Genomic DNA, 20,075 nt, shown 5'->3' with positions numbered 1-20,075 from the left:
AAGAACGCGTCTGCAAGCCTGTCCCAGAAAAGGACTTCTTCATCGGTTTTCAAGCCAACACGTAGAAACTCCCTGTTTTGCATCATACATTCAATGAAGCACAGCTTCGCGATCCGATCAGGACGGACGCTACATGTGTGCTACGCCCAAATTGGACGGTAAAAAAGTATTACGAAACGACAATTGCACTCAGCCATGCAAATCCTACATCGGGACCGCCAGCAGCCGGGCCGCGTGTTGCAAGGGCCGAAATCACTTGCGCCGCGCCCCATAGGCCTGCGCCGCCGCCTGCCAAGCCGGTCCGGTTTTGTGAGCCCTGAGCCCGCTCCCAGCTAGCCAGCCAATGACGGCAGGTACAGAACAATCCCCGGGAAGGCGACCAGCAGCGCAATTGTTACGGCGTCGGCAATGAAAAACGGCGTCACGCCCTTGAACACATCCTGCACGCTCAGGTCATCCCGAACGCCGGCAACCACGAAACAGTTCAGCCCGATTGGCGGGGTGATGAGGCAGAACTCGGCCATCTTCACCACCAGAATGCCAAACCAGATCGCGCACATCGTGCCGCTCATGCCAAAGGCGCTGTCGGCAGCGGCAACGCTTTCGCCGCCGTTCAGCGCCATCACCGCAGGGTAGACCACCGGCAACGTGAGCAGCAGCATTCCGATGGCATCCATGAACATGCCCAGCACCGCATAGGCCAGAAGGATGCAGATCAGGATTACCATCGGCGACATTTCCAGCGAGGTGATCCAGTCAGAAAACGCCCCAGGCAAGTCCGCAAACCCCAGAAAGCGCACATAGATCAGCACTCCCCAGATGATGGTGAAAATCATCACCGTCAGTTTCGCTGTTTCCAGCAGGGCAGACTTCAGCTCCGCCCATTTCATGCCTTTGAGCACCGCCATGCAAAAGACCACAAAGGCCCCCAAAGCCCCGCCTTCGGTCGGTGTCCCCCAAGCATCGCCGCCAAAGGGGTTGTAGACAAAGCAGATGATGATCACGACCACAAAGATAATTGGCAGCGCGCCTGGCAGCGCAGCAAAGCGCTGCCCCCAGGTGAAACCTTTGACCGGCGGGCCGACCGATTTGAAAACCACCGCGATGCCGACAATCAGCAGGCCGTAAATCACTGCCGAAAAAGCTCCTGGGATGAATCCCGCCAGCAGCAGCTTGCCGACGTCCTGTTCCACGATGATCGCGTAAATCACCAAGATCGCCGAGGGCGGAATCAGCGAGGCCAGCGTGCCACCAGCTGCCACCACACCGGCGGCGAATTGCTTGTTGTAGCCGATCTTGAGCATCTCCGGAATGGCAATGCGGGCAAAGACGGCAGAGGTGGCGACAGAGGCGCCCGATACCGCGGCAAAGCCCGCGGTGGCAAAGACGGTGGAAACCGCCAGCCCGCCCGGCAGCCAGGCAATCCAGCGCTTGGCTGCCTCGAACAAAGCGCGTGTCAGGCCCGCGTAATAAGCAAGATAGCCAATCAGGATGAATGTCGGGATCAGCGACAGCGCCTGACTGGAGACCTTGGAGTGCGGCACCTGCCCCGCGATCTTGACCGACACGGTCAGCGCCTTGCCGAATTTATCCGGGCTGTAGCCGAACTTGGCCCAGAAGATCCAGACGAGGCCGATGAGGCCCGCAAGACCGGCGGCGAAGGCCACCCGCATCCCCAAGACCACCATCACCAGCAGGCCGCCGGTGACCCACAGGCCGATTTCAATGGGTTCCATGTATCTTATCCCTGCCCGCTGCTGTTCGTGTCATGGCCTTCCAATTGATCCGCCTCTGCCGCGGCCTGCTCCGCGGCGCTTTGCACCAGCGGCACCGCCACCGGCGTCTCCAGCCCCAGAACCAGCGCCCGGCCATAGCCCCAGATCTGCAGCATCAGCCGAAGGCCCAGCACCGCAAAGGCCACCGGAGCCAGCAGTTTGGCGGGCCAGATCGGCAGGCCGATGTCGATGGAGCTGTCGCGGCTCCACCAAGGCGCGGCAAAATCAAAGGAGCGCAGGAAATGCGACCAGCTGCCCCAGACCAGCGCTGCAATCAGCAGCAAGATCAGAATGACCGAGATCATCTCAAACAGCCACATGGCCCGGCCGCTAAGGGCGCCGATAACGATGTCCATGCGGATATGGCCGCCATTGCGCTGCACATAGGCGATGCCCATGAAGGCGATCAGCGGCATAATCTGTTCGATCCAGTCGACGTAACCGGGCAAGGGCGCATTGGCCGCATTGCGCCCACCGACCGAGACCACCGCCAGGATCATCAGCGAAAATACCGCTATGCCGCTCAGAAGCGCCAGTAGGCGCTCTGCTTTCAATAGCCGCTGGTCCAGCCTGCTGATCAGGCTTCCGTCCTCCAGCACTGCTGCGCTGCCTGCCATGCCCGCCCCCGTCGTTCAGTATCGTCAAAGAAAAAAGGGGCCGGGCCTGATCAGCCCGGCCCTATGTGTTTCGTCCGGCTCAGCTGCCTGAGCGGTGATCGCTAAGAGTCTTCTGCACCAGATCATAAAGCTCCTGCGCCGGCAGGCCCTGGGCGGTCATATCCTCGATCCACTGAGCGCGGATCGGGTCGGCGGCCACTTTGTGGAACTCGGCCAGCTGGTCGTCAGAGATGGTGATTTTCTCGACCCCTTTCTCGGCCAGCACGCTGTCCCACTTCTCCAGCAGAGCACCGTAGTTGGTCAGATAGTGGTCGATCGCCTCTTCAACGGAGCTGTCGAGTGCCGCACGCTCGGCGTCGCTAAGGGCCTCATAGGCATCGGTGTTCACCACCACCGGGCAGTTCACGGTGCCGGGGTTCAGGTTCGCGGTCCACCAGTCAGCGCGATTGATGGTGCCAAAGGCCAGATGCGCGTGCTGGGCAAAGGCGACGGTGTCCACGACGCCGGATTCCATTGCATTGTATGCTTCCGTCGCGGTCACCGAGGTCGGCACTGCGCCGACAGCCGAGAACGCCTTGCCGATGCCGCCAGTGGCACGGACCCGCATGTCCTTGAACTCTGCCAGCTCATCGCGCGGCTCACCTGTGCCCACGATATTGTACTGCGGCATTGGGGAGGTCATAAGAAGCTTGGCATTCCAGCGCGCCAGATCCGCCTGCACCGCCGGGTGCGCGTACACCGCATTTGCCACGGCCACTTCTTCGTCCAGCGTGTTCACGCCCAGGAACGGCAGTTCCAGCACGGTAATCGAAGGGTTCTTGTCACGGTGGTAGCCGGCACAGAACTGCGCCATTTCAAACGCACCGATGGAAATGCCGTCGAGGTTTTCCTTGTTCTTGGACAAGCCGCCATAGCTGATGTTCAGGGTGAACTCGCCGCCGGTTTTCTCCGCCACCAGCTCGGCCAGTTTTTCCACATGTTCAGTGAACGCGCGGCGCTTGCCCCACAGCGACACGTTCCATTCGGTCGCGGCGGCCTCGCCTGCCATTGCTACGCCAGCAGTTGCCGCCACAGCGGCCGTCAGAAATCTATTCATGATGTAACTCTCCCGAATTGCGCCCTTTTCGATCCGGCATCTGACCGGAGTGGAGCGCTTAACAGGCAGGCTAGCGGCACAGATAGGCGCTGCCAAGCCCCTCGAAGGGAAAGGTGACGCAGCGACTCGCGCCGTCCTCGAAGCGAAAGTTCCGCCGCACAGGCACAATATGCCGCAGGTGCTAAGCTGCCGGAAGGTGCGGCAGTACGCCGCTCCTAAGCCCATTGCAGCGATTGAGGCAGCAACAGGCCGCTGGCGAAATTTACAGAAAAGCCTATGAAAACAGACCGCCGCATCCGCTTGCACGCCACTTTATTTACAAGAAAATCTGAAATCCTTAAATTAGTTGACAGGTAAAGCCTTTGATATCGGTACCTTATTCACAAATTTTCAAACTGCGGTATTGTTTGACCCTAGGAGGAAACGGTTTGACAGCCACGGCACAGCGTTGTCGTTTGTCTTGCCAATAAAATTCTGGGAGGAAACCGAATGAACGCGTTGCACGCAGACGCTGTCTATCCGCCGTCCGACGAAACCGTTGCCCGTGCGCATGTGACTGCCGCCAAGTATCAGGAGATGTATGACGCCTCGCTGACCGACCCTGAAGGGTTCTGGGGCGAACAAGGCAAGCGCATCGACTGGATCAAGCCCTTTACCCAGGTGAAGGACGTGAACTATGATTTTGGCAATGTTTCGATCAACTGGTACAGCGACGGCACCCTGAACGTCAGCGCCAACTGCATCGACCGCCACCTGGAAAACCGCTGCGATCAGACCGCGATCATCTGGGAACCGGATAGCCCGGAAGAACCTGCGCAGCACATTACCTATAAGGAACTGCACCGCCGCACCTGCCGGATGGCCAACATCCTCGTGTCGATGGGGGTGCGCAAAGGCGACCGCGTGGTGATCTACCTGCCGATGATCCCCGAAGCGGCCTATGCCATGCTGGCCTGCGCCAGGATCGGCGCCATCCATTCCATCGTGTTTGCCGGATTCTCCCCCGACGCGCTGGCGGCCCGGGTCAACGGCTGCGACGCCAAAGTGGTCATTACCGCCGATGAGGCCCCCCGCGGCGGCCGCAAGACCGCCCTGAAGTCGAACGCCGACGCGGCGCTGCTGCACACCAAGGACAGCGTTAAATGCCTGGTGGTCAAACGCACTGGCGGCCAGACCACCTGGGTCGACGGGCGCGACTTTGACTACAATGAAATGGCGCTGGAAGCGGATGATTACTGCGCCCCCGCCGAGATGAACGCCGAGGATCCGCTGTTCATCCTCTACACCTCCGGCTCCACCGGCCAGCCCAAGGGCGTTGTGCATACCTCCGGCGGCTATTTGGCCTATGCCGCGATGACCCATGAGATCACTTTCGATTACCACGATGGCGACATCTACTGGTGCACCGCGGATGTGGGCTGGGTCACCGGCCACAGCTATATCGTCTATGGCCCGCTGGCCAACGGCGCCACCACGCTGATGTTCGAAGGCGTGCCGACCTATCCCGATGCCTCACGCTTTTGGCAAGTCTGCCAAAAGCACAAGGTGAATCAGTTTTATACGGCCCCCACAGCGCTGCGCGCACTGATGGGTCAGGGTAACGAATGGGTCGAAAAATGCGATCTCAGCGATCTCAAGGTGCTGGGCACGGTGGGTGAACCGATCAACCCCGAGGCCTGGAACTGGTACAATGAGGTTGTCGGCAAGGGCAAATGCCCGATCGTTGATACCTGGTGGCAGACCGAGACCGGCGGCCATCTGATGACCCCGCTGCCGGGCGCCCACGCAATGAAGCCGGGCGCCGCGATGAAACCTTTCTTTGGTATCCAGCCGGTGGTTCTGGACCCCACCAGCGGCGGCGAGATCGAGGGCAACGGCGTGGAAGGCGTTTTGTGCATCAAGGACAGCTGGCCGGGTCAGATGCGCACCGTCTGGGGCGACCATGAGAGGTTCGAGAAGACTTATTTCTCTGACTACAAAGGTTACTACTTCACCGGCGACGGCTGCCGCCGCGACGAGGACGGCGATTACTGGATCACCGGACGCGTCGATGACGTGATCAACGTCTCCGGCCACCGCATGGGCACAGCCGAGGTTGAAAGCGCGCTGGTGGCCCATACCGCCGTAGCCGAGGCCGCCGTGGTCGGCTACCCGCATGAGATCAAGGGCCAGGGCATTTACTGCTACGTGACCCTGATGAACGACCGCGACCCTTCGGATGAACTGCTGAAGGAGCTGCGTACCTGGGTGCGGACCGAGATCGGCCCGATTGCCTCGCCCGACGTGATCCAGTGGGCGCCGGGCCTGCCGAAAACCCGCTCCGGCAAGATCATGCGCCGCATCCTGCGCAAGATCGCAGAGAACGACTTTGGCAGCCTTGGCGATACATCGACTCTTGCCGATCCGTCGGTGGTCGACGACCTGATTGCAAACCGCGCGAACAAGGGGTGATAAACAGATGAACATGGCAGTCATGACCCGCCCCGCCGTCTTGATCCTGCTGGGGCCTCCGGGCGCCGGCAAGGGCACCCAGGCGCGGATGCTGGAGGAAAAATTTGGCTACGTGCAGCTGTCGACGGGCGACCTGCTACGCACCGCAGTGGCCGCGTGCACGCCTGCGGGCCTGGCTGCCAAAGCGGTGATGGAAGCAGGCCAGCTGGTCAGCGATGAGATCGTGATCAACATCCTGCGCGACCGTCTGGCAGAGCCGGACTGCGCCAAGGGCGTGATCCTTGATGGCTTCCCCCGCACAACCGTGCAGGCCGAAGCGCTGGACGGCCTGCTGGCCGAGACTGGCCAGAAAATCAACGCCGCGATCAGCCTCGAGGTGGATGATGCGGCGATGGTCGAGCGGATCTCCGGCCGCTACACCTGCGGCGGCTGCGGCGAGGGCTATCACGATAGCTTCAAGCAGCCCGCCGAGGCCGGTAGATGCGACAAATGCGGCGGCTCTGAAATGAAGCGGCGTGCTGACGATAACGCAGAAACCGTTGCCAGCCGGCTGGAGGCCTATCACGCGCAGACCGCGCCGCTGATCGCCTATTACAGCGGCAAAGGCGTTCTGCAATCCACAGATGCCATGGGCGGCATCGACGACATCGCCCATGAAATGGCGGCCATCGTAAGGACGGCCACCAGCTAACGACCAAGAAACGGGGCCGGTGCGAACCGCGCCGGACCCCGTCTTATCCGAAATGAAAATACCCGCTGGAACCGGCAGGCCCCGTGCCCGCCGGACCGGAGGTTGCATGCCTGCACGCCCTGAACCGGCGCCGGGTCAACGGAGACCGTGTGCCCAGCCCCAGGCCGGGCCGCACAGGAGAGGAAGAAGGAGGAACCGCTGATGGCGGAACAAACCACACACTCTGCGCAAACTGCCGAGTCCGACAAGGGCTATTGGGCGGCAAACGTGCGCATCATTCTTGTCAGCCTGGTGATCTGGGCTGTCGTCTCGTTCGGATTTGGCATTCTGCTGCGCCCGATGCTGTCCGGCATCAAGGTAGGCGGCAGCGATCTGGGCTTCTGGTTCGCTCAGCAGGGCTCGATCCTGGTGTTCCTGGGGCTGATCTTTTTCTACGCGTTCCGGATGAACAAACTGGACCGCGAATACGGCGTGGAGGAAGAATAAGATGGACCAGTTCACCATCAATCTGATGTTCGTGGGCGCGAGTTTTGCGCTTTATATCGGCATCGCCATCTGGGCCCGGGCGGGCTCCACCTCGGAATTCTATGCCGCCGGCCGGGGTGTTCACCCGGTCACCAACGGCATGGCCACCGCGGCCGACTGGATGTCGGCGGCTTCCTTCATCTCGATGGCGGGGCTCATCGCCTTTACCGGCTATGACAACTCGACCTTTCTGATGGGCTGGACCGGCGGCTATGTGCTGCTGGCGCTGCTGCTGGCCCCCTACCTGCGCAAGTTCGGCAAGTTCACCGTGTCCGAGTTCATCGGCGACCGGTTCTACTCCCCGACCGCGCGCATCGTCGCGGTGATCTGCCTGATCGTGGCCTCGACCACCTATGTGATCGGCCAGATGACCGGCGTCGGCGTTGCCTTCGGCCGTTTCTTGGAGGTTTCCAACACTACCGGCCTGCTGATCGGCGCCTGTGTGGTCTTTGCCTACGCCGTGTTCGGCGGCATGAAGGGCGTGACCTACACCCAGGTGGCGCAGTACTGCGTGCTGATCATGGCCTACACTATCCCGGCGATCTTCATCTCACTGCAGCTAACCGGCAACCCGGTTCCGGCCCTGGGCCTGTTCGGCGACCATGCCGCTTCGGGTGAGCCGCTGCTGGCCAAGCTGGACGCAATTGTCCGCGAACTGGGTTTTAACGAGTATACCACGCATCATTCCGACACCTTCAACATGGTGCTTTTCACCTTGTCGCTGATGATCGGCACCGCGGGCCTGCCCCATGTGATCATGCGCTTCTTCACCGTACCGCGCGTCGCTGATGCGCGCTGGTCGGCAGGCTGGGCGCTGGTGTTCATCGCGCTGCTGTACCTGACCGCTCCGGCAGTTGGCGCTATGGCGCGCCTCAATATCACCGAGATGATGTGGCCCAATGGCGGCATCGAAGGAGGCGCCGTGACCGTGCAGCAGATCGAGAACGATCCGCAGTACGACTGGATGGCGACCTGGCAGAAAACCGGCCTCCTGGCCTGGGAAGACAAGAACGGCGACGGAGCAATTCAGTACTACAACGACCAGAACGCCGATCTGCAAGCAACTGCCGAAGCCAACGGCTGGGCTGGCAATGAGCTGACCAAGTTCAACCGGGACATCCTGGTTCTGGCCAACCCGGAAATCGCCAACCTGCCCAGCTGGGTGATCGGCCTGGTGGCTGCCGGCGGTCTGGCGGCGGCGCTGTCGACCGCGGCGGGCCTGTTGCTGGCGATCTCCTCGGCCGTTTCGCACGACCTGATCAAAGGCTCGATCAACCCGCAGATCTCGGAAAAGGGCGAACTGCTGTCGGCCCGCATTGCCATGGCCGTGGCGATTGCGGTGGCGACCTATCTGGGTCTGAACCCGCCCGGCTTTGCGGCACAGACCGTGGCGCTGGCCTTTGGCCTCGCCGCTGCCTCGATCTTCCCGGCGCTGATGATGGGCATCTTCACAAAGGTGAACAACAAGGGCGCCGTGGCCGGCATGCTGGCAGGCTTGATCGTGACCCTGGTCTACATCTTCCTGCACAAGGGCTGGCTGTTCATCCCGGACACCAACTCCTTCACCGATGCGGATCCGCTGCTGGGCACCGTCAAATCCACCTCCTTCGGTGCGATCGGCGCAATGGTCAATTTCGCAGTCGCCTTCATCGTCTCCAAATCGACCGCGGCCATTCCTGCCGAGATCGAAGAGCTGGTGGAAAGCGTCCGCATCCCGCGCGGCGCAGGGGCCGCACAGGACCACTAACCTCCCCTGGCGGGCCGTTCTCCCTGCGGCCCGCCTCTTTCCTCATGGTCCCGTCCGGTTCACACTCGGCGGGACCATTTTTCTTGATGTCACGCAGGTATGATCATGCCCCTTTCCGACGCCGCCCTGCTCCGCTTCCTGTCCTCTGTTCATCCCTACGACAGCCTCGACCCGGCGCTACTGCAGGAGCTGGCACCCAGGTTCCGCCAGATTGAGACTGCCGCAGACGCCCCCGTCTATGTGCTGAACGCGGAGCTGGACGGCCTCTACCTGGTCCACAGCGGCGAGGTGGAGGTTCGGGATGAAAACAACATCCCCGTCTCGATCCTTGGCCCGCTCAATTCCTTTGGCGAGCGCGGCCTGACCCGCGGCGGTCGCGCTGTAACTTCGGCACGGGCAATCACCGACAGCCTGCTGCTGTTGCTGCCAACAGGAGATTTCCACAACCTGATGGCCAGCCAGCCGCAGGTCGCGAGGTTCTTTGACCGGCGCCGCCCCGGCAGCGTCGGCAGCAACAGCCTCGCCACCACGCGGGTCGAGGCAATCATGACCCGCGCGCCCGTCACCTGCTCCAGCGGGCTGACGTGCCAGGGCGCGGCGCAGCTGATGCGGGATCACGGCATATCCTCGGTCTGCGTCACCGATGGCGACCAGCTGCAAGGCATACTGACCACCCGCGACCTGACCGCCAAGGTTCTGGCTGCGGGCAAACCCATTTCGACCCCTGTTGCCGCCATGATGACCCCGGACCCGCTGACACTGGATGCGTCGGCTATTGGCTCGGACGTGTTGCACCTGATGATGGAGCACGGCATCGGTCATATCCCGGTTATGCAGCGCGGCGTGCTGGCAGGCATTGTCACCCAGACCGATCTGACCCGGTTCCAGGCTGTCAGCTCAGCTGAGCTGGTATCAGCCCTGACCCGCGCCACCAGTGCCAAGGACATGGCCCGGGTCACCGCCGAGATCCCCCGTCTGCTGGTGCAGCTGGTGGCCGCAGGCAACCGCCATGAAATCGTCACGCGGCTGATAACCGACATCGCCGACATCGTGACCCGCCGCCTGCTGGCGCTGGCCGAGAAGGCACTGGGTCCGCCGCCGGTGCCCTATCTGTGGCTTGCTTGCGGATCACAGGGGCGGCGCGAACAGACCGGCGTGTCCGATCAGGACAATTGCCTGATCCTGTCCGACGATCTGGCGTCCGGCGATGAGGTCTATTTCGCGCAGCTTGCCGGTTTCGTCTGCGACGGGCTGAATACCTGCGGCTACGTCTACTGCCCCGGCGACATGATGGCGTCGAATGGCCGCTGGCGGCAGCCCTTGCGCGTTTGGCGCGATTACTTCCGCGGCTGGATCGCCAAACCTGATCCCGAGGCGCAGATGCTGGCCTCGGTGATGTTCGACCTGCGCCCGATCGGCGGCGAGGCCGCGCTGTTTGCCGGTCTTCACCAGGAGACCCTGCAGGCCGCCAGCGCTAATTCGATCTTCACCGCGCATCTGATCGCCAATTCGTTGAAGCACACGCCGCCGCTGGGTCTCTTGCGCGGGCTGGCCACCATCCGCTCGGGCGAACACCGCAATACGCTGGATATGAAGCACAACGGCGTGGTGCCGGTGGTCGACCTGGGCCGGGTCTATGCGCTGCAGGGCAAGCTGCCCGTAGTGGACACCCGCGCCCGGCTGGAGGCGGCAGAAGCAGCGGGCGTGCTCAGCCCCTCCGGTGCGCGCGATCTGCTGGACGCCTACGATCTGATTTCCCAGACCCGGCTCGAGCATCAGGCCGCACAGATCCGCAGCGGCCAGGCGCCGGACAATTACCTGGCGCCGTCCGATCTTTCGGATTTTGAGCGAAGTCATCTGCGCGACGCCTTTGTTGTGGTAAAGACGATGCAATCGGCGGTTGGGCACGGCAAAGCCATGCTAAGCTGACACCTCCGCCTGTCGGCAGCGCGGGAGCGCGGGAGCTTACGGCGCAAATATTTGGACAAAAAAGAAGCGGCCTTGGGCCTGCGGGGAGTTGAGATGTTTCTGGAATTGATTGCGGTGATCTTTGCCGGTATTGCTGCAGCTGGCGTTGTCATGCTGCTGGGAAAATTCATGCGCGGTCGCCTGCCGCGCTGGCTGGCGCCGGTGGCGGCGGGACTAGCGATGATCGCGGCTACCATCGCTTCGGAATACGGCTGGTACCCGCGCACCGCCGCAGCCTTGCCAGACGGGCTGGTCGTAGCGGACACAGTTGAAAACCAAAGCTTCTACCGGCCCTGGACCTATGCCGTGCCTTACATCGACCGCTTTGCCGCGCTGGATACTGCGACAATGAAAAGCCACCAGGCGCACCCTGAGGTCTATCTGGCCGAGATCTATTTCTTTGGCCGCTGGGCACCGGTCAACAGCCGGCCCGTGGTGCTGGATTGCGGCAAATGGCGGCGGGCGCTGGCAGCAGGCACTATCGTGTTTTCCGGCAGTGGCCTGCCCAAGGGGCTTGACTGGGTGGCGGGCACTCCGGACGATACTATTCTGACAACCGCCTGCGGAGGGTAGCCATGCACGCGCGCCTCAGCTTGCGTTTGCGCATCTTCCTGTTTTTCTGCGCCTTGGCGCTTGGCGGCATTGCGGTCACCACAGGCGCGCTGTGGCTGGGCTACAGCCGCGCTGGACAGCCCGGACTGACGGATGCCTTCGTCTTTTCCGGCCTGCTCAGCGGTTTTGCCATCCTTGGTCTCTGCGCCGCGGTTTGGCTGCTGTTTGACGAAAACGTCGCCAAACCAATCGAGCGGCTGGCGGCCGGCATGCGCGCCCGCGCCCATGCCGGCGTATCGCGGGCGCTCGACACCCATGGCGCGCAATATCTCGGTGATCTGGCAGCCGCAGCGGAGGGGTTGGCCGGGCAATTGGGAGACTCGGCGCTGTCCGCGGCTGAAGCAATAGCCCGCGAAACCGAGCATCTGGAGGCCGAAAAAAACCGCCTCGCGGCCTTACTGACGGACATCCCTATTGCCACCGTGATGGTTAACCCTTCCCATCAGATCGTGCTCTACGACGGCCAGGCCGCCGCGGTGCTGGCACAGGAGGCCCCGCCGCGTCTGAATGCGCCGCTGTCCGATTACCTGGACCTCACCGGTCTGGAGGCCGCCTATGGCCGGCTGATACGAAGCGGGACGGAAGTGCAGGCCGAAGTCAAAAGCGCCAGCGGCACCCAGGTGTTTGACCTGCGGCTGAAACCCTTGGGCGGCGCTCCAGGCTACATCATTCTGTTCGAAGGGAGCCATGCGGAACTCGCCCCGGGAGACTCCCGGCCCTTGGTCTATGACTTCGCGCTGCTGGAAACGGACCACGCCGAGCTGGACAGCCGCAAGCTCAGCAATCTCAGCTATGTGGTGTTTGACACCGAAACCACCGGACTGCTGCCGCATAAGGACGAGATTGTGCAGATCGGCGCACTGCGGATTGTCCGGGGCCGTATTATCGAAAGCGAGTCGTTTGAAACCCTTGTGGATCCGGGTCGGCCAATCCCTGCTGCTTCAACCAAAGTGCATGGCATCAGCGATGCCCTGGTGCAGGGCGCGCCGGTGATTTCCGACGCCGCCCGCGCCTTTCACCAATTTGCCTCGGACGCCGTGATCGTGGCCCACAACGCGCCCTTTGACATGGCCTTTCTGCACCGCCACGCCAAGCGCACGGGTTTCAGTTGGGACCAGCCGGTGCTGGACACCGTGCTGCTGAGCGCAGTACTGTTCGGCGCCTCGCAGAACCACACGCTGGACGCGCTATGCGAACGGTTGGACGTCGCCATCCCTCCGGCCCTGCGCCACACCGCGATGGGGGACGCCCGCGCCACCGCTGAGGTATTCTGCAAGATGCTGCCGATGCTTGAGGCACGCGGGCTTGCCACCTTTGGCGCGGTGCTGGAAGAATCCCGCAAGCACGGACGCCTCATGAAGACATGAACGTGGTAGACAATCGCCGCCATGCGTGGCACGTCACTGCCCGGAACGGATAAAAGGCGCGCAACATGGCCGACACCAGCTTCATCCCCGGGCCGGAGACCGCCCGGGACTACCGCGATGCGCTCGGCTGCTTTGGCACCGGGGTGACGGTAGTTACCACCATGACAGCGCGCGGCCCCCTGGCCATTACCGTCAACAGCTTTACCTCCGTGTCACTGGATCCGCCTTTATTGCTGTGGTGCCCGGCCAAAGCGTCCCTTCGCCATGATGCCTTTGTAATGGCCGAGAATTTCGCCATTCACGTGATGGCGGAGGACCAACTGGGCCTGGCCAAGCATTTCGCGGCCCGCGGCGAGGACTTCAGTGCCGCAGCATGGCAGCCCAATGGCCAGGGGGCGCCGGCCTTGAACGGGGTGATTGCCCGCTTTGACTGCCGCCGCTTTGCCGCCCATCTGGCGGGTGACCACACCATCATCATAGGTGAAGTGGCCAGCGTAACCACCCGTCCCGGCAAAGGCCTGATCTTCAAACGCGGCCAGTACGGCGGCTTCCTGGAGCAGAGCTGAAAAGGCCAGTCTCAGGTCAGGCCCCTGGCCCCCGGCATACCCCAATGCCCGGCACCACGGCACTTGCGAAGCCTGGAACCCAAACCTACTCCGCCAGACCAGGGGCTTCTGCATCTTCCGCGCCTTGCCCCGCCAGCAGATGCGGCAACACGGCAGACGCGGACAGATTCATCCCTGCCTCCATGCTGAGCGCCCGCTGCGGACAGATCGAAACGCACAGGCCGCATTGAAAACACATGGCTTCCACAAAGCTTAGTGCGCCGCCGTCTTCGGTCAGGCTCAAGGCATCCGACGGGCAGACCCACACGCAGCTGCTGCATTGGTTGCACTGGCCTTCATCCAGGCTGACGGCGCCGTATGGCGCCTGTTCCGGCAAGACTACATGGTCCTCACTGGCCGGCAGCAGCGCTGCGGCGCTGGCCCGTGCGGTATCCCTGCGGCTGCCCACCGCCACTATGTCCGGCGCAACCGAAGGAAACGGGAAAATACCCGCTGCCAGCCGTCGTGCAAGAGTCTCGGCCCCGTCAAACAGCAAGACCCGGCCCAGCCCGCCCAGAACCTGCACCAGTTCAACTTCCTGCTGCTGATGCAGCCTGTCAGCTGAGCTGGCGCAGACCTGCACGTGAATGACATCAAAACCGCAGGCCAAGGCGTGCAGCAAATCAGTGTGGGTAATCTGTTGCAGGCAGCAGACCGAAACCGGAATCACGTCAACCTGCCAAGTCGCCGCCAGCTCCAGCCCCAGCGGCTCCACTTCGTAAAGCAACAGAATCTGGGCCCGTCCGGTCTCCAGCTTGCGCTGGTGCGCCGTCTGGCAGAGATCCATCAGCGGCAGTTCGCAGCTTCTGCTGGCGACATCCAGCAATGCAGGCCTTCCGTGCGCTGCAGACCGTGCATGGCACGCAATATCGTCTGGCTGAGGGCAAAGGCACAAGTATTGCGGCGGGTATCCGGATTGCTTTTGCCGATCAGGGATATGAGCACGCATCTCTCCCATAAGGCAACTCTAACACAAAAACAGACACCTCAGGGATGTATTTTAATATTGCCAGAGAATTGTTGGGATTTTGTCAATATTGCGCGGGGATCAAACGGAAGATCCGCCGGCATCAAAACCCCGGCGGATCTTCAAGGTCTATGGCTTATCTATTTCAAAGCCGCATCGGTGATAGCGTGGGTCCAAGCGCCTTCCGGGACTTTGGTTATGACCGGGTCCGAGCCACCGCCCATTAGCGTTGAAACCGTCCGCTCATAATCCGCCGGATTCAGCGCACCATTGCTGCCCGCGGTCAGTTTGGCAATCTCGCCCATCATGCGTTTCTGGTGGGTCTCGGTCTGGGCACCGGACGCATCATTGTCGAGTACAATTTCCGCCGCCTCGTCCGGGTTTTCCTCAGCGTATTTCCAGCCCTTCATCGAGGCCCGCACAAAACGCTCCATCTTGTCAACGAACTCCGGATCGTCGAGGTTTTCTTCCAGCACATACAAACCGTCTTCCAGCGTCGCCACACCCTGATCCTCGTACTTGAAAGTGATCAGCTCATCCGCACCAACACCAGCATCAAGGATCTGCCAGTATTCATTATAAGTCATGGTCGAGATGCAATCCGCCTGGCGCTGCAGCAGCGGATCGACGTTGAAGCCCTGCTTCAATACCTCAACGCCCTCCTCGCCTTTGCCTTCGGTGGAAATCCCCAGCTGACTCATCCAGCTCATGAAAGGAAATTCATTGCCAAAGAACCAAACGCCCAGGGTGCGGTTGGCAAGGTCCGCAGGTGCGGATATTCCTGTGTCCTTCCAGCAGGTCAGCATCATGCCCGAAGATTTGAACGGCTGCGCGATATTAACCAGCGGCAGGCCCTTTTCACGTGCTGCCAGCGCCGCGGGCATCCATTCCACCGTCACATCGGCGCCGCCGCCGGCAATCACCTGGGTCGGCGCAATATCAGGGCCGCCAGGCAGGATGGTGACATTCAGATCCTCTTCCTCATAGAACCCCTTGTCAGCGGCAACGTAATAACCGGCGAACTGAGCCTGGGTCACCCATTTCAGCTGCAGCGTCACGTCATCCGCCGCCTGCGCCGCACCTGCGGTGCCCAGTGCCAGCGCTGCCGCCGTCATCAGATGTTTCATATCCTGTTCTCCCTGTTGATTATGATGTTAAGCTTGCCCGGGTTTGACCATTCGTTCAAAGTTTTTTCTTTTTGGGTCGGTCCTTTGCCGGGCACCAGCGCAAGATTTCCGCAAAACCGCCCCGCACGCGGCGGAGCGGCTGTTCCCTCACCCCCGTTGCGACGGGTGCCAGAAAGTCAGTGTTTTCTCAATTAGTGCCATCAGCCCGTAAAAGGCCGATCCTGCCAGTGCTGCCACCACAATCTCTGCCCAGACCATGTCCAGCGCCAGCTGGCCCACGCTGGTAGAGATACGAAAGCCCATCCCAACAGTGGGCGAGCCAAAAAACTCCGCCACAATCGCACCGACTAGCGCCAGGGTGGTGGAGATCTTCAGCCCATTGAAGACAAAAGGCAGCGCCGCCGGCAAACGCAGCTTGAAAAATGCCTGCCAGTAACTTGCTGCATAGGTTTGCATCAGATCGCGCTGCATGGCCGAGGTTTCCCGCAAGCCCGCCACCGTGTTTACCAGCATTGGAAAGAACACCATGGCGACAACAACGGCGGCCTTGGAATGCCAGTCGAAACCGAACCACATCACCAGGATCGGCGCGGTGCCCACAATCGGCAGCGCGGCAACGAAATTCCCCACCGGCAGGAGCCCGCGCCGGAGGAAGTCGCTGCGGTCGACCAGGATCGCGGTCAGGAACGCCGCGCCGCAGCCGATCACATAGCCGCCGAGCGCCCCCTTCAGGATGGTCTGGGCAAAGTCCTGCCACAGGATCGGCATGCTGGAGGCAAAGCGCACAGCGATAACCGAGGGTGCAGGCAAGATCACCAGCGACACCTCCAACCCGCGCACCAGCAGTTCCCAGACCACCACCACGGTGACGCCGAAGACGGCCGGAACCAGCAGCTGCACCGCGCGGGTATGCGCAGCTGGACCCTTGGCCAGGCGGCTGTTCAACCACCAGCCCAAACACCAGACCAGCACCGCAAGCAGAACCATCACCATGCCGCGCCCTCCTGCTTCTTTCTGGGCCAAATACTCCGGGTGAGCCGCGCTGCGGCGAGGGCCGAGCCCCTATTCCATAAGCCAGTCATGCCTGCACCCCCATCCGCTTCAGCACCAGTTTCTCCATCAGCCCCAACAGCGCGACCAAGGCGGCAGCCAGAATCGCCGCCGCAAAAAGCGCTGACCAGATCTGCACGGTCTGCCCGTAGTAACTTCCGGCCAGCAAGCGCGCGCCAAGGCCCGCAACCGCTCCGGTCGGCAGCTCCCCCACGATGGCCCCCACCAGCGATGCCGCAATGCCGATCTTCAGCGAGGCAAACAGATAGGGCATCGACGACGGCAACCGCAGTTTCCAGAACCCCTGATTAGTATTGGCGTTATAGGTCTTCAGCAGATCCAGCTGCATCGCATCCGGCGCCCTGAGACCCTTCACCATCCCCACGACAACCGGGAAAAAGCTGAGGTAGGCCGAGATCACCGCTTTGGGAATGATCCCCTGCACTCCAATAGAGTACAGCACCACGATGATCATCGGCGCCAGCGCGATGATCGGGATGGTCTGGCTGACAATCGCCCAGGGCATCACCGACATATCCATCACGCGGGAATGCACGATCCCCACCGCCAGCAGAATGCCCAGCCCGGTGCCGATGGCAAAGCCCAAAAGCGTCGCCGAAAGTGTCACCTGCGCATGATAGATCAGGCTGCGTTTGGAAGTGATCTTCTTCTCGGCCGTGGTCTGCCACAGCTCCACAGCCACCTGATGCGGGGCCGGCAGGCGCGGGCGCTCCTGCACCCAGGTTTCACCAACGGCAAAGGTGTTTTTCGCCACCAGCCCGATCTCACTCATATGCCGGCGCGCCTTGGCGGTAGCCGGGCTGACTTCCACGCCTGCCCGCTCGGCTGAATCCAGAACGCCCTTGATGTTCATCGGCACACAGGCCGCGTACCAAAGGGCGATGATGGCGGTGAGCACGGTGAGGACTGCAACAAGGCTTTTCATGACACGCCCCCTTCCCGCGCTAATTTTCTTCGAAGAAAATTGGCCAGAAAACTCGAACTTTCCGGAGCCTCTGCCGGGCTCTTTTCTATTGTCCGTTCCTGCAATTTCCGATTGATAGGATCAATCATCACTATGCCCCGCCCGCAGCCCTTCACGCACCCTGTGGGCAATCTCTATGAACTCAGGACTGTCACGGATATCCAGCGGCCGCTCCTTGGGCAGGGTGCTGTCGATCACGTCATGGATCCGTCCGGGGCGCGGCGACATCACCACGATCTTGGTCGAAAGATACACCGCCTCGGGGATGGAATGGGTAACAAAGCCGATGGTCTTGTTTGTCCGCGCCCAAAGCTTCAGCAGCTGCTCGTTCAGATGGTCGCGCACGATCTCATCCAGCGCCCCGAAAGGTTCATCCATCAACAGAATATCGGCGTCAAAGGCCAGCGCCCGCGCGATGCTTGCCCGCTGCTGCATCCCACCGGACAGCTGCCAGGGGAATTTGGCACCAAAACCTGACAATTCAACAAGTTCCAGAACCTGATTAACGCGCTTTTCCTGCTCCGCCTTGGAGTATCCCATGATCTCCAGCGGCAGTTTGATGTTCTTGGCAATGGTCCGCCACGGGTACAGCCCCGCCGCCTGGAACACATAGCCATAGGCCCGGTTGCGGCGCGCCTCGTCCGGCGTCATTCCATTAACGCTCAGGCTGCCGCCGGTGGGTGTTTCCAGTGCTGCGATACATCGCAAAAACGTGGTCTTTCCGCAGCCCGATGGGCCGATGAAGGAGACAAACTCGCCCTTGTGGACCTCAAGACTCACATCCTTCAGCGCATGCACCGGCCCGTCGTTTGTCTCAAATGTCAGATCCAGATTGCGGGCTTCGATCACACAGTTTGAGGGGACTGTTTCGGAAGCGGCGGCCTCGGGTCGGATTGCCTGGGTGGTCGTTTCCATGTTCATATCTTCGCCTTAAATTCACACAGGAAAACGGGCCGCCGATTTCGGCAGCCCGTTCCTGGATTTATACACCTGTTGCCGGGATGCCGGCGCGTTCCACCGGGCGCGGCGCGGTCAGCTCTTTCCAAGTGCTGAGCGCCTTGTTGACCGTCGTATTGGCCTCTCGAGCGACAAACTTCCCGTGTCCCTCCCGACAGCGGATCTCGCCGTCATGCACCGCCACATGACCGCGGGTCAGGGTAAAGCGCGGCAAACCCTTCACCTCATGCCCCTCGAACACATTGTAGTCGATCGAAGACTGCTGGGTGCCTGCGGATATGGTTTTGGTCTTTTGCGGATCCCAAACCACCAGATCGGCATCGGCGCCAACCAGAACTGCACCCTTTCTCGGATAACAATTCAGGATCTTGGCGATGTTGGTCGAGGTAACTGCCACGAATTCGTTCGGAGTGATCCGCCCGGTTTCAACGCCATGGGTCCACAGCATCGGCATCCGGTCCTCCAGACCGCCGGTCCCATTGGGAATCTTGGTGAAATCCCCCACGCCATTGCGTTTTTGCTCAGTGGTAAAGGCACAATGATCCGTCGCCACCACTGACAAGGATCCAGACTGCAGACCGGCCCATAGGCTGTCCTGATGCTGCTTGTTGCGGAAGGGCGGCGACATCACCCGGCGCGCAGCATGGTCCCAGTCCTTGTTGAAATACTCGCTCTCGTCCAGCGTCAGATGCTGGATCAGTGGCTCACCCCAGACCCGCTTGCCCTGCATCCGCGCGCGCCGGATCGCCTCGTGGCTGTCCTCGCAGGAGGTGTGCACCACGTAAAGTGGTACACCGGCCATGTCAGCGATCATGATGGCGCGGTTGGTAGCCTCGCCCTCCACCTGCGGGGGACGGGAGTAGGCGTGCGCCTCGGGGCCGGTGTTGCCCTGCGCCAGCAGCTTGGCCGACAACTCGGCCACCACATCGCCGTTTTCGGCATGCACCATAGCTATGCCTCCCAGCTCCGCCAGGCGCTGGAACGAGGCATAAAGCTCGTCATCATTCACCATCAGCGCGCCCTTGTAGGCCATGAAGTGCTTGAAGGTGTTGATGCCGCGTTCCTCGATCACGGTCTTGATGTCGTCAAAGACCTGCTCGCCCCACCAGGTGACCGCCATATGAAAGGAGTAGTCGCAATTGGCGCGTGTCGACTTGTTGTCCCAGCGCTTCAGCGCATCCAGCAGGCTTTCGCCCGGGTTCGGCAGCGCGAAGTCCACCACCATGGTGGTACCGCCCGCAAGGCCTGCACGGGTGCCGCTCTCGAAATCATCCGAACTGTAGGTGCCCATGAAGGGCATCTCCAGATGGGTATGCGGATCAATCCCGCCCGGCATCACATAGCAGCCGGTGGCGTCTAGCTCCTCATCGCCTTTCAGATTGGGGCCAATCTGCGTGATCACCCCGTTTTCAACCAGAACATCTGCCTTATAAGTCAGATCAGCGGTCACGATAGTGCCGTTTCTGATGACTTTACTCATGCTTGCAACTCCCTGTTCGGGGCGTATTTTCACGCCTCCCATTATCTCTTCCGCT

General features: G+C 61.4%; 17 protein-coding genes. 8 read left to right on the top strand and 9 right to left on the bottom strand.

Features of this window, described 5'->3' with window-relative positions:
• Positions 1-332: 332 nt before the first annotated feature.
• The 3 genes from METH_RS07405 to METH_RS07395 form a co-directional block, all read right to left on the bottom strand.
• Positions 333-1,736 carry a TRAP transporter large permease gene (locus tag METH_RS07405; RefSeq protein WP_024089819.1) on the bottom strand — a complete coding sequence of 468 codons (1,404 nt, stop codon included), beginning with the start codon at positions 1,734-1,736 and terminating at the stop codon, positions 333-335.
• 5 nt (positions 1,737-1,741) lie between these two features.
• Entirely contained in the window at positions 1,742-2,392 is a 651-nt protein-coding gene (locus METH_RS07400; protein ID WP_024089818.1) for a TRAP transporter small permease subunit, read from the bottom strand.
• Positions 2,393-2,471: 79 nt separating this feature from the next.
• Positions 2,472-3,488 (bottom strand): C4-dicarboxylate TRAP transporter substrate-binding protein, encoded by a 1,017-nt coding sequence (locus METH_RS07395; RefSeq protein ID WP_024089817.1) that lies wholly within the window; start codon positions 3,486-3,488, stop codon positions 2,472-2,474.
• Between the two features lie 489 nt (positions 3,489-3,977).
• Between METH_RS07395 and acs the strand changes: the two genes are divergently transcribed.
• The 8 genes from acs (at position 3,978) to METH_RS07355 (ending at position 13,415) form a co-directional block, all read left to right on the top strand.
• The gene (acs, locus tag METH_RS07390; RefSeq protein WP_024089816.1) at positions 3,978-5,939 is read left to right on the top strand and encodes an acetate--CoA ligase; all 1,962 of its coding nucleotides are present in this window, start codon (positions 3,978-3,980) and stop codon (positions 5,937-5,939) included.
• Positions 5,940-5,946: 7 nt separating this feature from the next.
• Positions 5,947-6,630, top strand: a complete 684-nt coding sequence (locus METH_RS07385) for an adenylate kinase (RefSeq protein WP_024089815.1) — start codon at positions 5,947-5,949, stop codon at positions 6,628-6,630.
• 201 nt (positions 6,631-6,831) lie between these two features.
• Complete coding sequence (locus METH_RS07380) at positions 6,832-7,116, top strand: DUF4212 domain-containing protein (RefSeq protein ID WP_024089814.1); 285 nt, start codon at positions 6,832-6,834, stop codon at positions 7,114-7,116.
• Position 7,117: 1 nt separating this feature from the next.
• A complete protein-coding gene (locus tag METH_RS07375; RefSeq protein ID WP_024089813.1) occupies positions 7,118-8,902 on the top strand; it encodes a sodium:solute symporter family protein in 1,785 nt (594 codons plus the stop codon).
• A 105-nt stretch (positions 8,903-9,007) separates the two neighbouring features.
• Positions 9,008-10,831, top strand: a complete 1,824-nt coding sequence (locus tag METH_RS07370; RefSeq protein ID WP_024089812.1) for a DUF294 nucleotidyltransferase-like domain-containing protein — start codon at positions 9,008-9,010, stop codon at positions 10,829-10,831.
• A gap of 93 nt (positions 10,832-10,924) precedes the next feature.
• Complete coding sequence (locus METH_RS07365) at positions 10,925-11,443, top strand: hypothetical protein (protein ID WP_024089811.1); 519 nt, start codon at positions 10,925-10,927, stop codon at positions 11,441-11,443.
• A gap of 2 nt (positions 11,444-11,445) precedes the next feature.
• On the top strand, positions 11,446-12,849 hold the full coding sequence (locus METH_RS07360; protein ID WP_024089810.1) for a 3'-5' exonuclease: 1,404 nt from the start codon (positions 11,446-11,448) through the stop codon (positions 12,847-12,849).
• Between the two features lie 65 nt (positions 12,850-12,914).
• Positions 12,915-13,415 carry a flavin reductase family protein gene (locus METH_RS07355; protein ID WP_024089809.1) on the top strand — a complete coding sequence of 167 codons (501 nt, stop codon included), beginning with the start codon at positions 12,915-12,917 and terminating at the stop codon, positions 13,413-13,415.
• Positions 13,416-13,500: 85 nt separating this feature from the next.
• On the opposite strand, the gene METH_RS07350 is transcribed toward METH_RS07355, so the two are convergent.
• From METH_RS07350 to hydA, 6 genes are all read right to left on the bottom strand, one after another.
• The gene (locus METH_RS07350) at positions 13,501-14,241 is read right to left on the bottom strand and encodes an ATP-binding protein (protein WP_245602966.1); all 741 of its coding nucleotides are present in this window, start codon (positions 14,239-14,241) and stop codon (positions 13,501-13,503) included.
• Positions 14,242-14,561: 320 nt separating this feature from the next.
• On the bottom strand, positions 14,562-15,548 hold the full coding sequence (locus METH_RS07345) for an ABC transporter substrate-binding protein (protein WP_024089806.1): 987 nt from the start codon (positions 15,546-15,548) through the stop codon (positions 14,562-14,564).
• A gap of 147 nt (positions 15,549-15,695) precedes the next feature.
• The gene (locus METH_RS07340; RefSeq protein WP_024089805.1) at positions 15,696-16,541 is read right to left on the bottom strand and encodes an ABC transporter permease; all 846 of its coding nucleotides are present in this window, start codon (positions 16,539-16,541) and stop codon (positions 15,696-15,698) included.
• An 85-nt stretch (positions 16,542-16,626) separates the two neighbouring features.
• Positions 16,627-17,544 carry an ABC transporter permease gene (locus METH_RS07335; RefSeq protein WP_024089804.1) on the bottom strand — a complete coding sequence of 306 codons (918 nt, stop codon included), beginning with the start codon at positions 17,542-17,544 and terminating at the stop codon, positions 16,627-16,629.
• A gap of 120 nt (positions 17,545-17,664) precedes the next feature.
• Positions 17,665-18,504, bottom strand: coding sequence for an ABC transporter ATP-binding protein (locus tag METH_RS07330; protein WP_024089803.1), 840 nt, complete (start codon positions 18,502-18,504; stop codon positions 17,665-17,667).
• Between the two features lie 61 nt (positions 18,505-18,565).
• Positions 18,566-20,020, bottom strand: coding sequence for a dihydropyrimidinase (gene hydA, locus METH_RS07325; protein WP_024089802.1), 1,455 nt, complete (start codon positions 20,018-20,020; stop codon positions 18,566-18,568).
• Positions 20,021-20,075 lie beyond the last annotated feature (55 nt).

Source organism: Leisingera methylohalidivorans DSM 14336 (assembly GCF_000511355.1).
GTDB lineage: Bacteria > Pseudomonadota > Alphaproteobacteria > Rhodobacterales > Rhodobacteraceae > Leisingera > Leisingera methylohalidivorans.
Note: the sequence above shows the minus strand (reverse complement) of the source record. Positions and strands in the feature narration are given on the sequence as shown.

Bases quoted from the DNA above. Each gene is read 5' to 3' on its own strand.
- METH_RS07405 (WP_024089819.1), bottom strand. From the start codon at position 1,736: ATGGAACCCATTGAAATCGGCCTGTGGGTCACCGGCGGCCTGCTGGTG.
- METH_RS07400 (WP_024089818.1), bottom strand. From the start codon at position 2,392: ATGGCAGGCAGCGCAGCAGTGCTGGAGGACGGAAGCCTGATCAGCAGG.
- METH_RS07395 (WP_024089817.1), bottom strand. From the start codon at position 3,488: ATGAATAGATTTCTGACGGCCGCTGTGGCGGCAACTGCTGGCGTAGCA.
- acs (WP_024089816.1), top strand. From the start codon at position 3,978: ATGAACGCGTTGCACGCAGACGCTGTCTATCCGCCGTCCGACGAAACC.
- METH_RS07385 (WP_024089815.1), top strand. From the start codon at position 5,947: ATGAACATGGCAGTCATGACCCGCCCCGCCGTCTTGATCCTGCTGGGG.
- METH_RS07380 (WP_024089814.1), top strand. From the start codon at position 6,832: ATGGCGGAACAAACCACACACTCTGCGCAAACTGCCGAGTCCGACAAG.
- METH_RS07375 (WP_024089813.1), top strand. From the start codon at position 7,118: ATGGACCAGTTCACCATCAATCTGATGTTCGTGGGCGCGAGTTTTGCG.
- METH_RS07370 (WP_024089812.1), top strand. From the start codon at position 9,008: ATGCCCCTTTCCGACGCCGCCCTGCTCCGCTTCCTGTCCTCTGTTCAT.
- METH_RS07365 (WP_024089811.1), top strand. From the start codon at position 10,925: ATGTTTCTGGAATTGATTGCGGTGATCTTTGCCGGTATTGCTGCAGCT.
- METH_RS07360 (WP_024089810.1), top strand. From the start codon at position 11,446: ATGCACGCGCGCCTCAGCTTGCGTTTGCGCATCTTCCTGTTTTTCTGC.
- METH_RS07355 (WP_024089809.1), top strand. From the start codon at position 12,915: ATGGCCGACACCAGCTTCATCCCCGGGCCGGAGACCGCCCGGGACTAC.
- METH_RS07350 (WP_245602966.1), bottom strand. From the start codon at position 14,241: ATGGATCTCTGCCAGACGGCGCACCAGCGCAAGCTGGAGACCGGACGG.
- METH_RS07345 (WP_024089806.1), bottom strand. From the start codon at position 15,548: ATGAAACATCTGATGACGGCGGCAGCGCTGGCACTGGGCACCGCAGGT.
- METH_RS07340 (WP_024089805.1), bottom strand. From the start codon at position 16,541: ATGGTGATGGTTCTGCTTGCGGTGCTGGTCTGGTGTTTGGGCTGGTGG.
- METH_RS07335 (WP_024089804.1), bottom strand. From the start codon at position 17,544: ATGAAAAGCCTTGTTGCAGTCCTCACCGTGCTCACCGCCATCATCGCC.
- METH_RS07330 (WP_024089803.1), bottom strand. From the start codon at position 18,504: ATGAACATGGAAACGACCACCCAGGCAATCCGACCCGAGGCCGCCGCT.
- hydA (WP_024089802.1), bottom strand. From the start codon at position 20,020: ATGAGTAAAGTCATCAGAAACGGCACTATCGTGACCGCTGATCTGACT.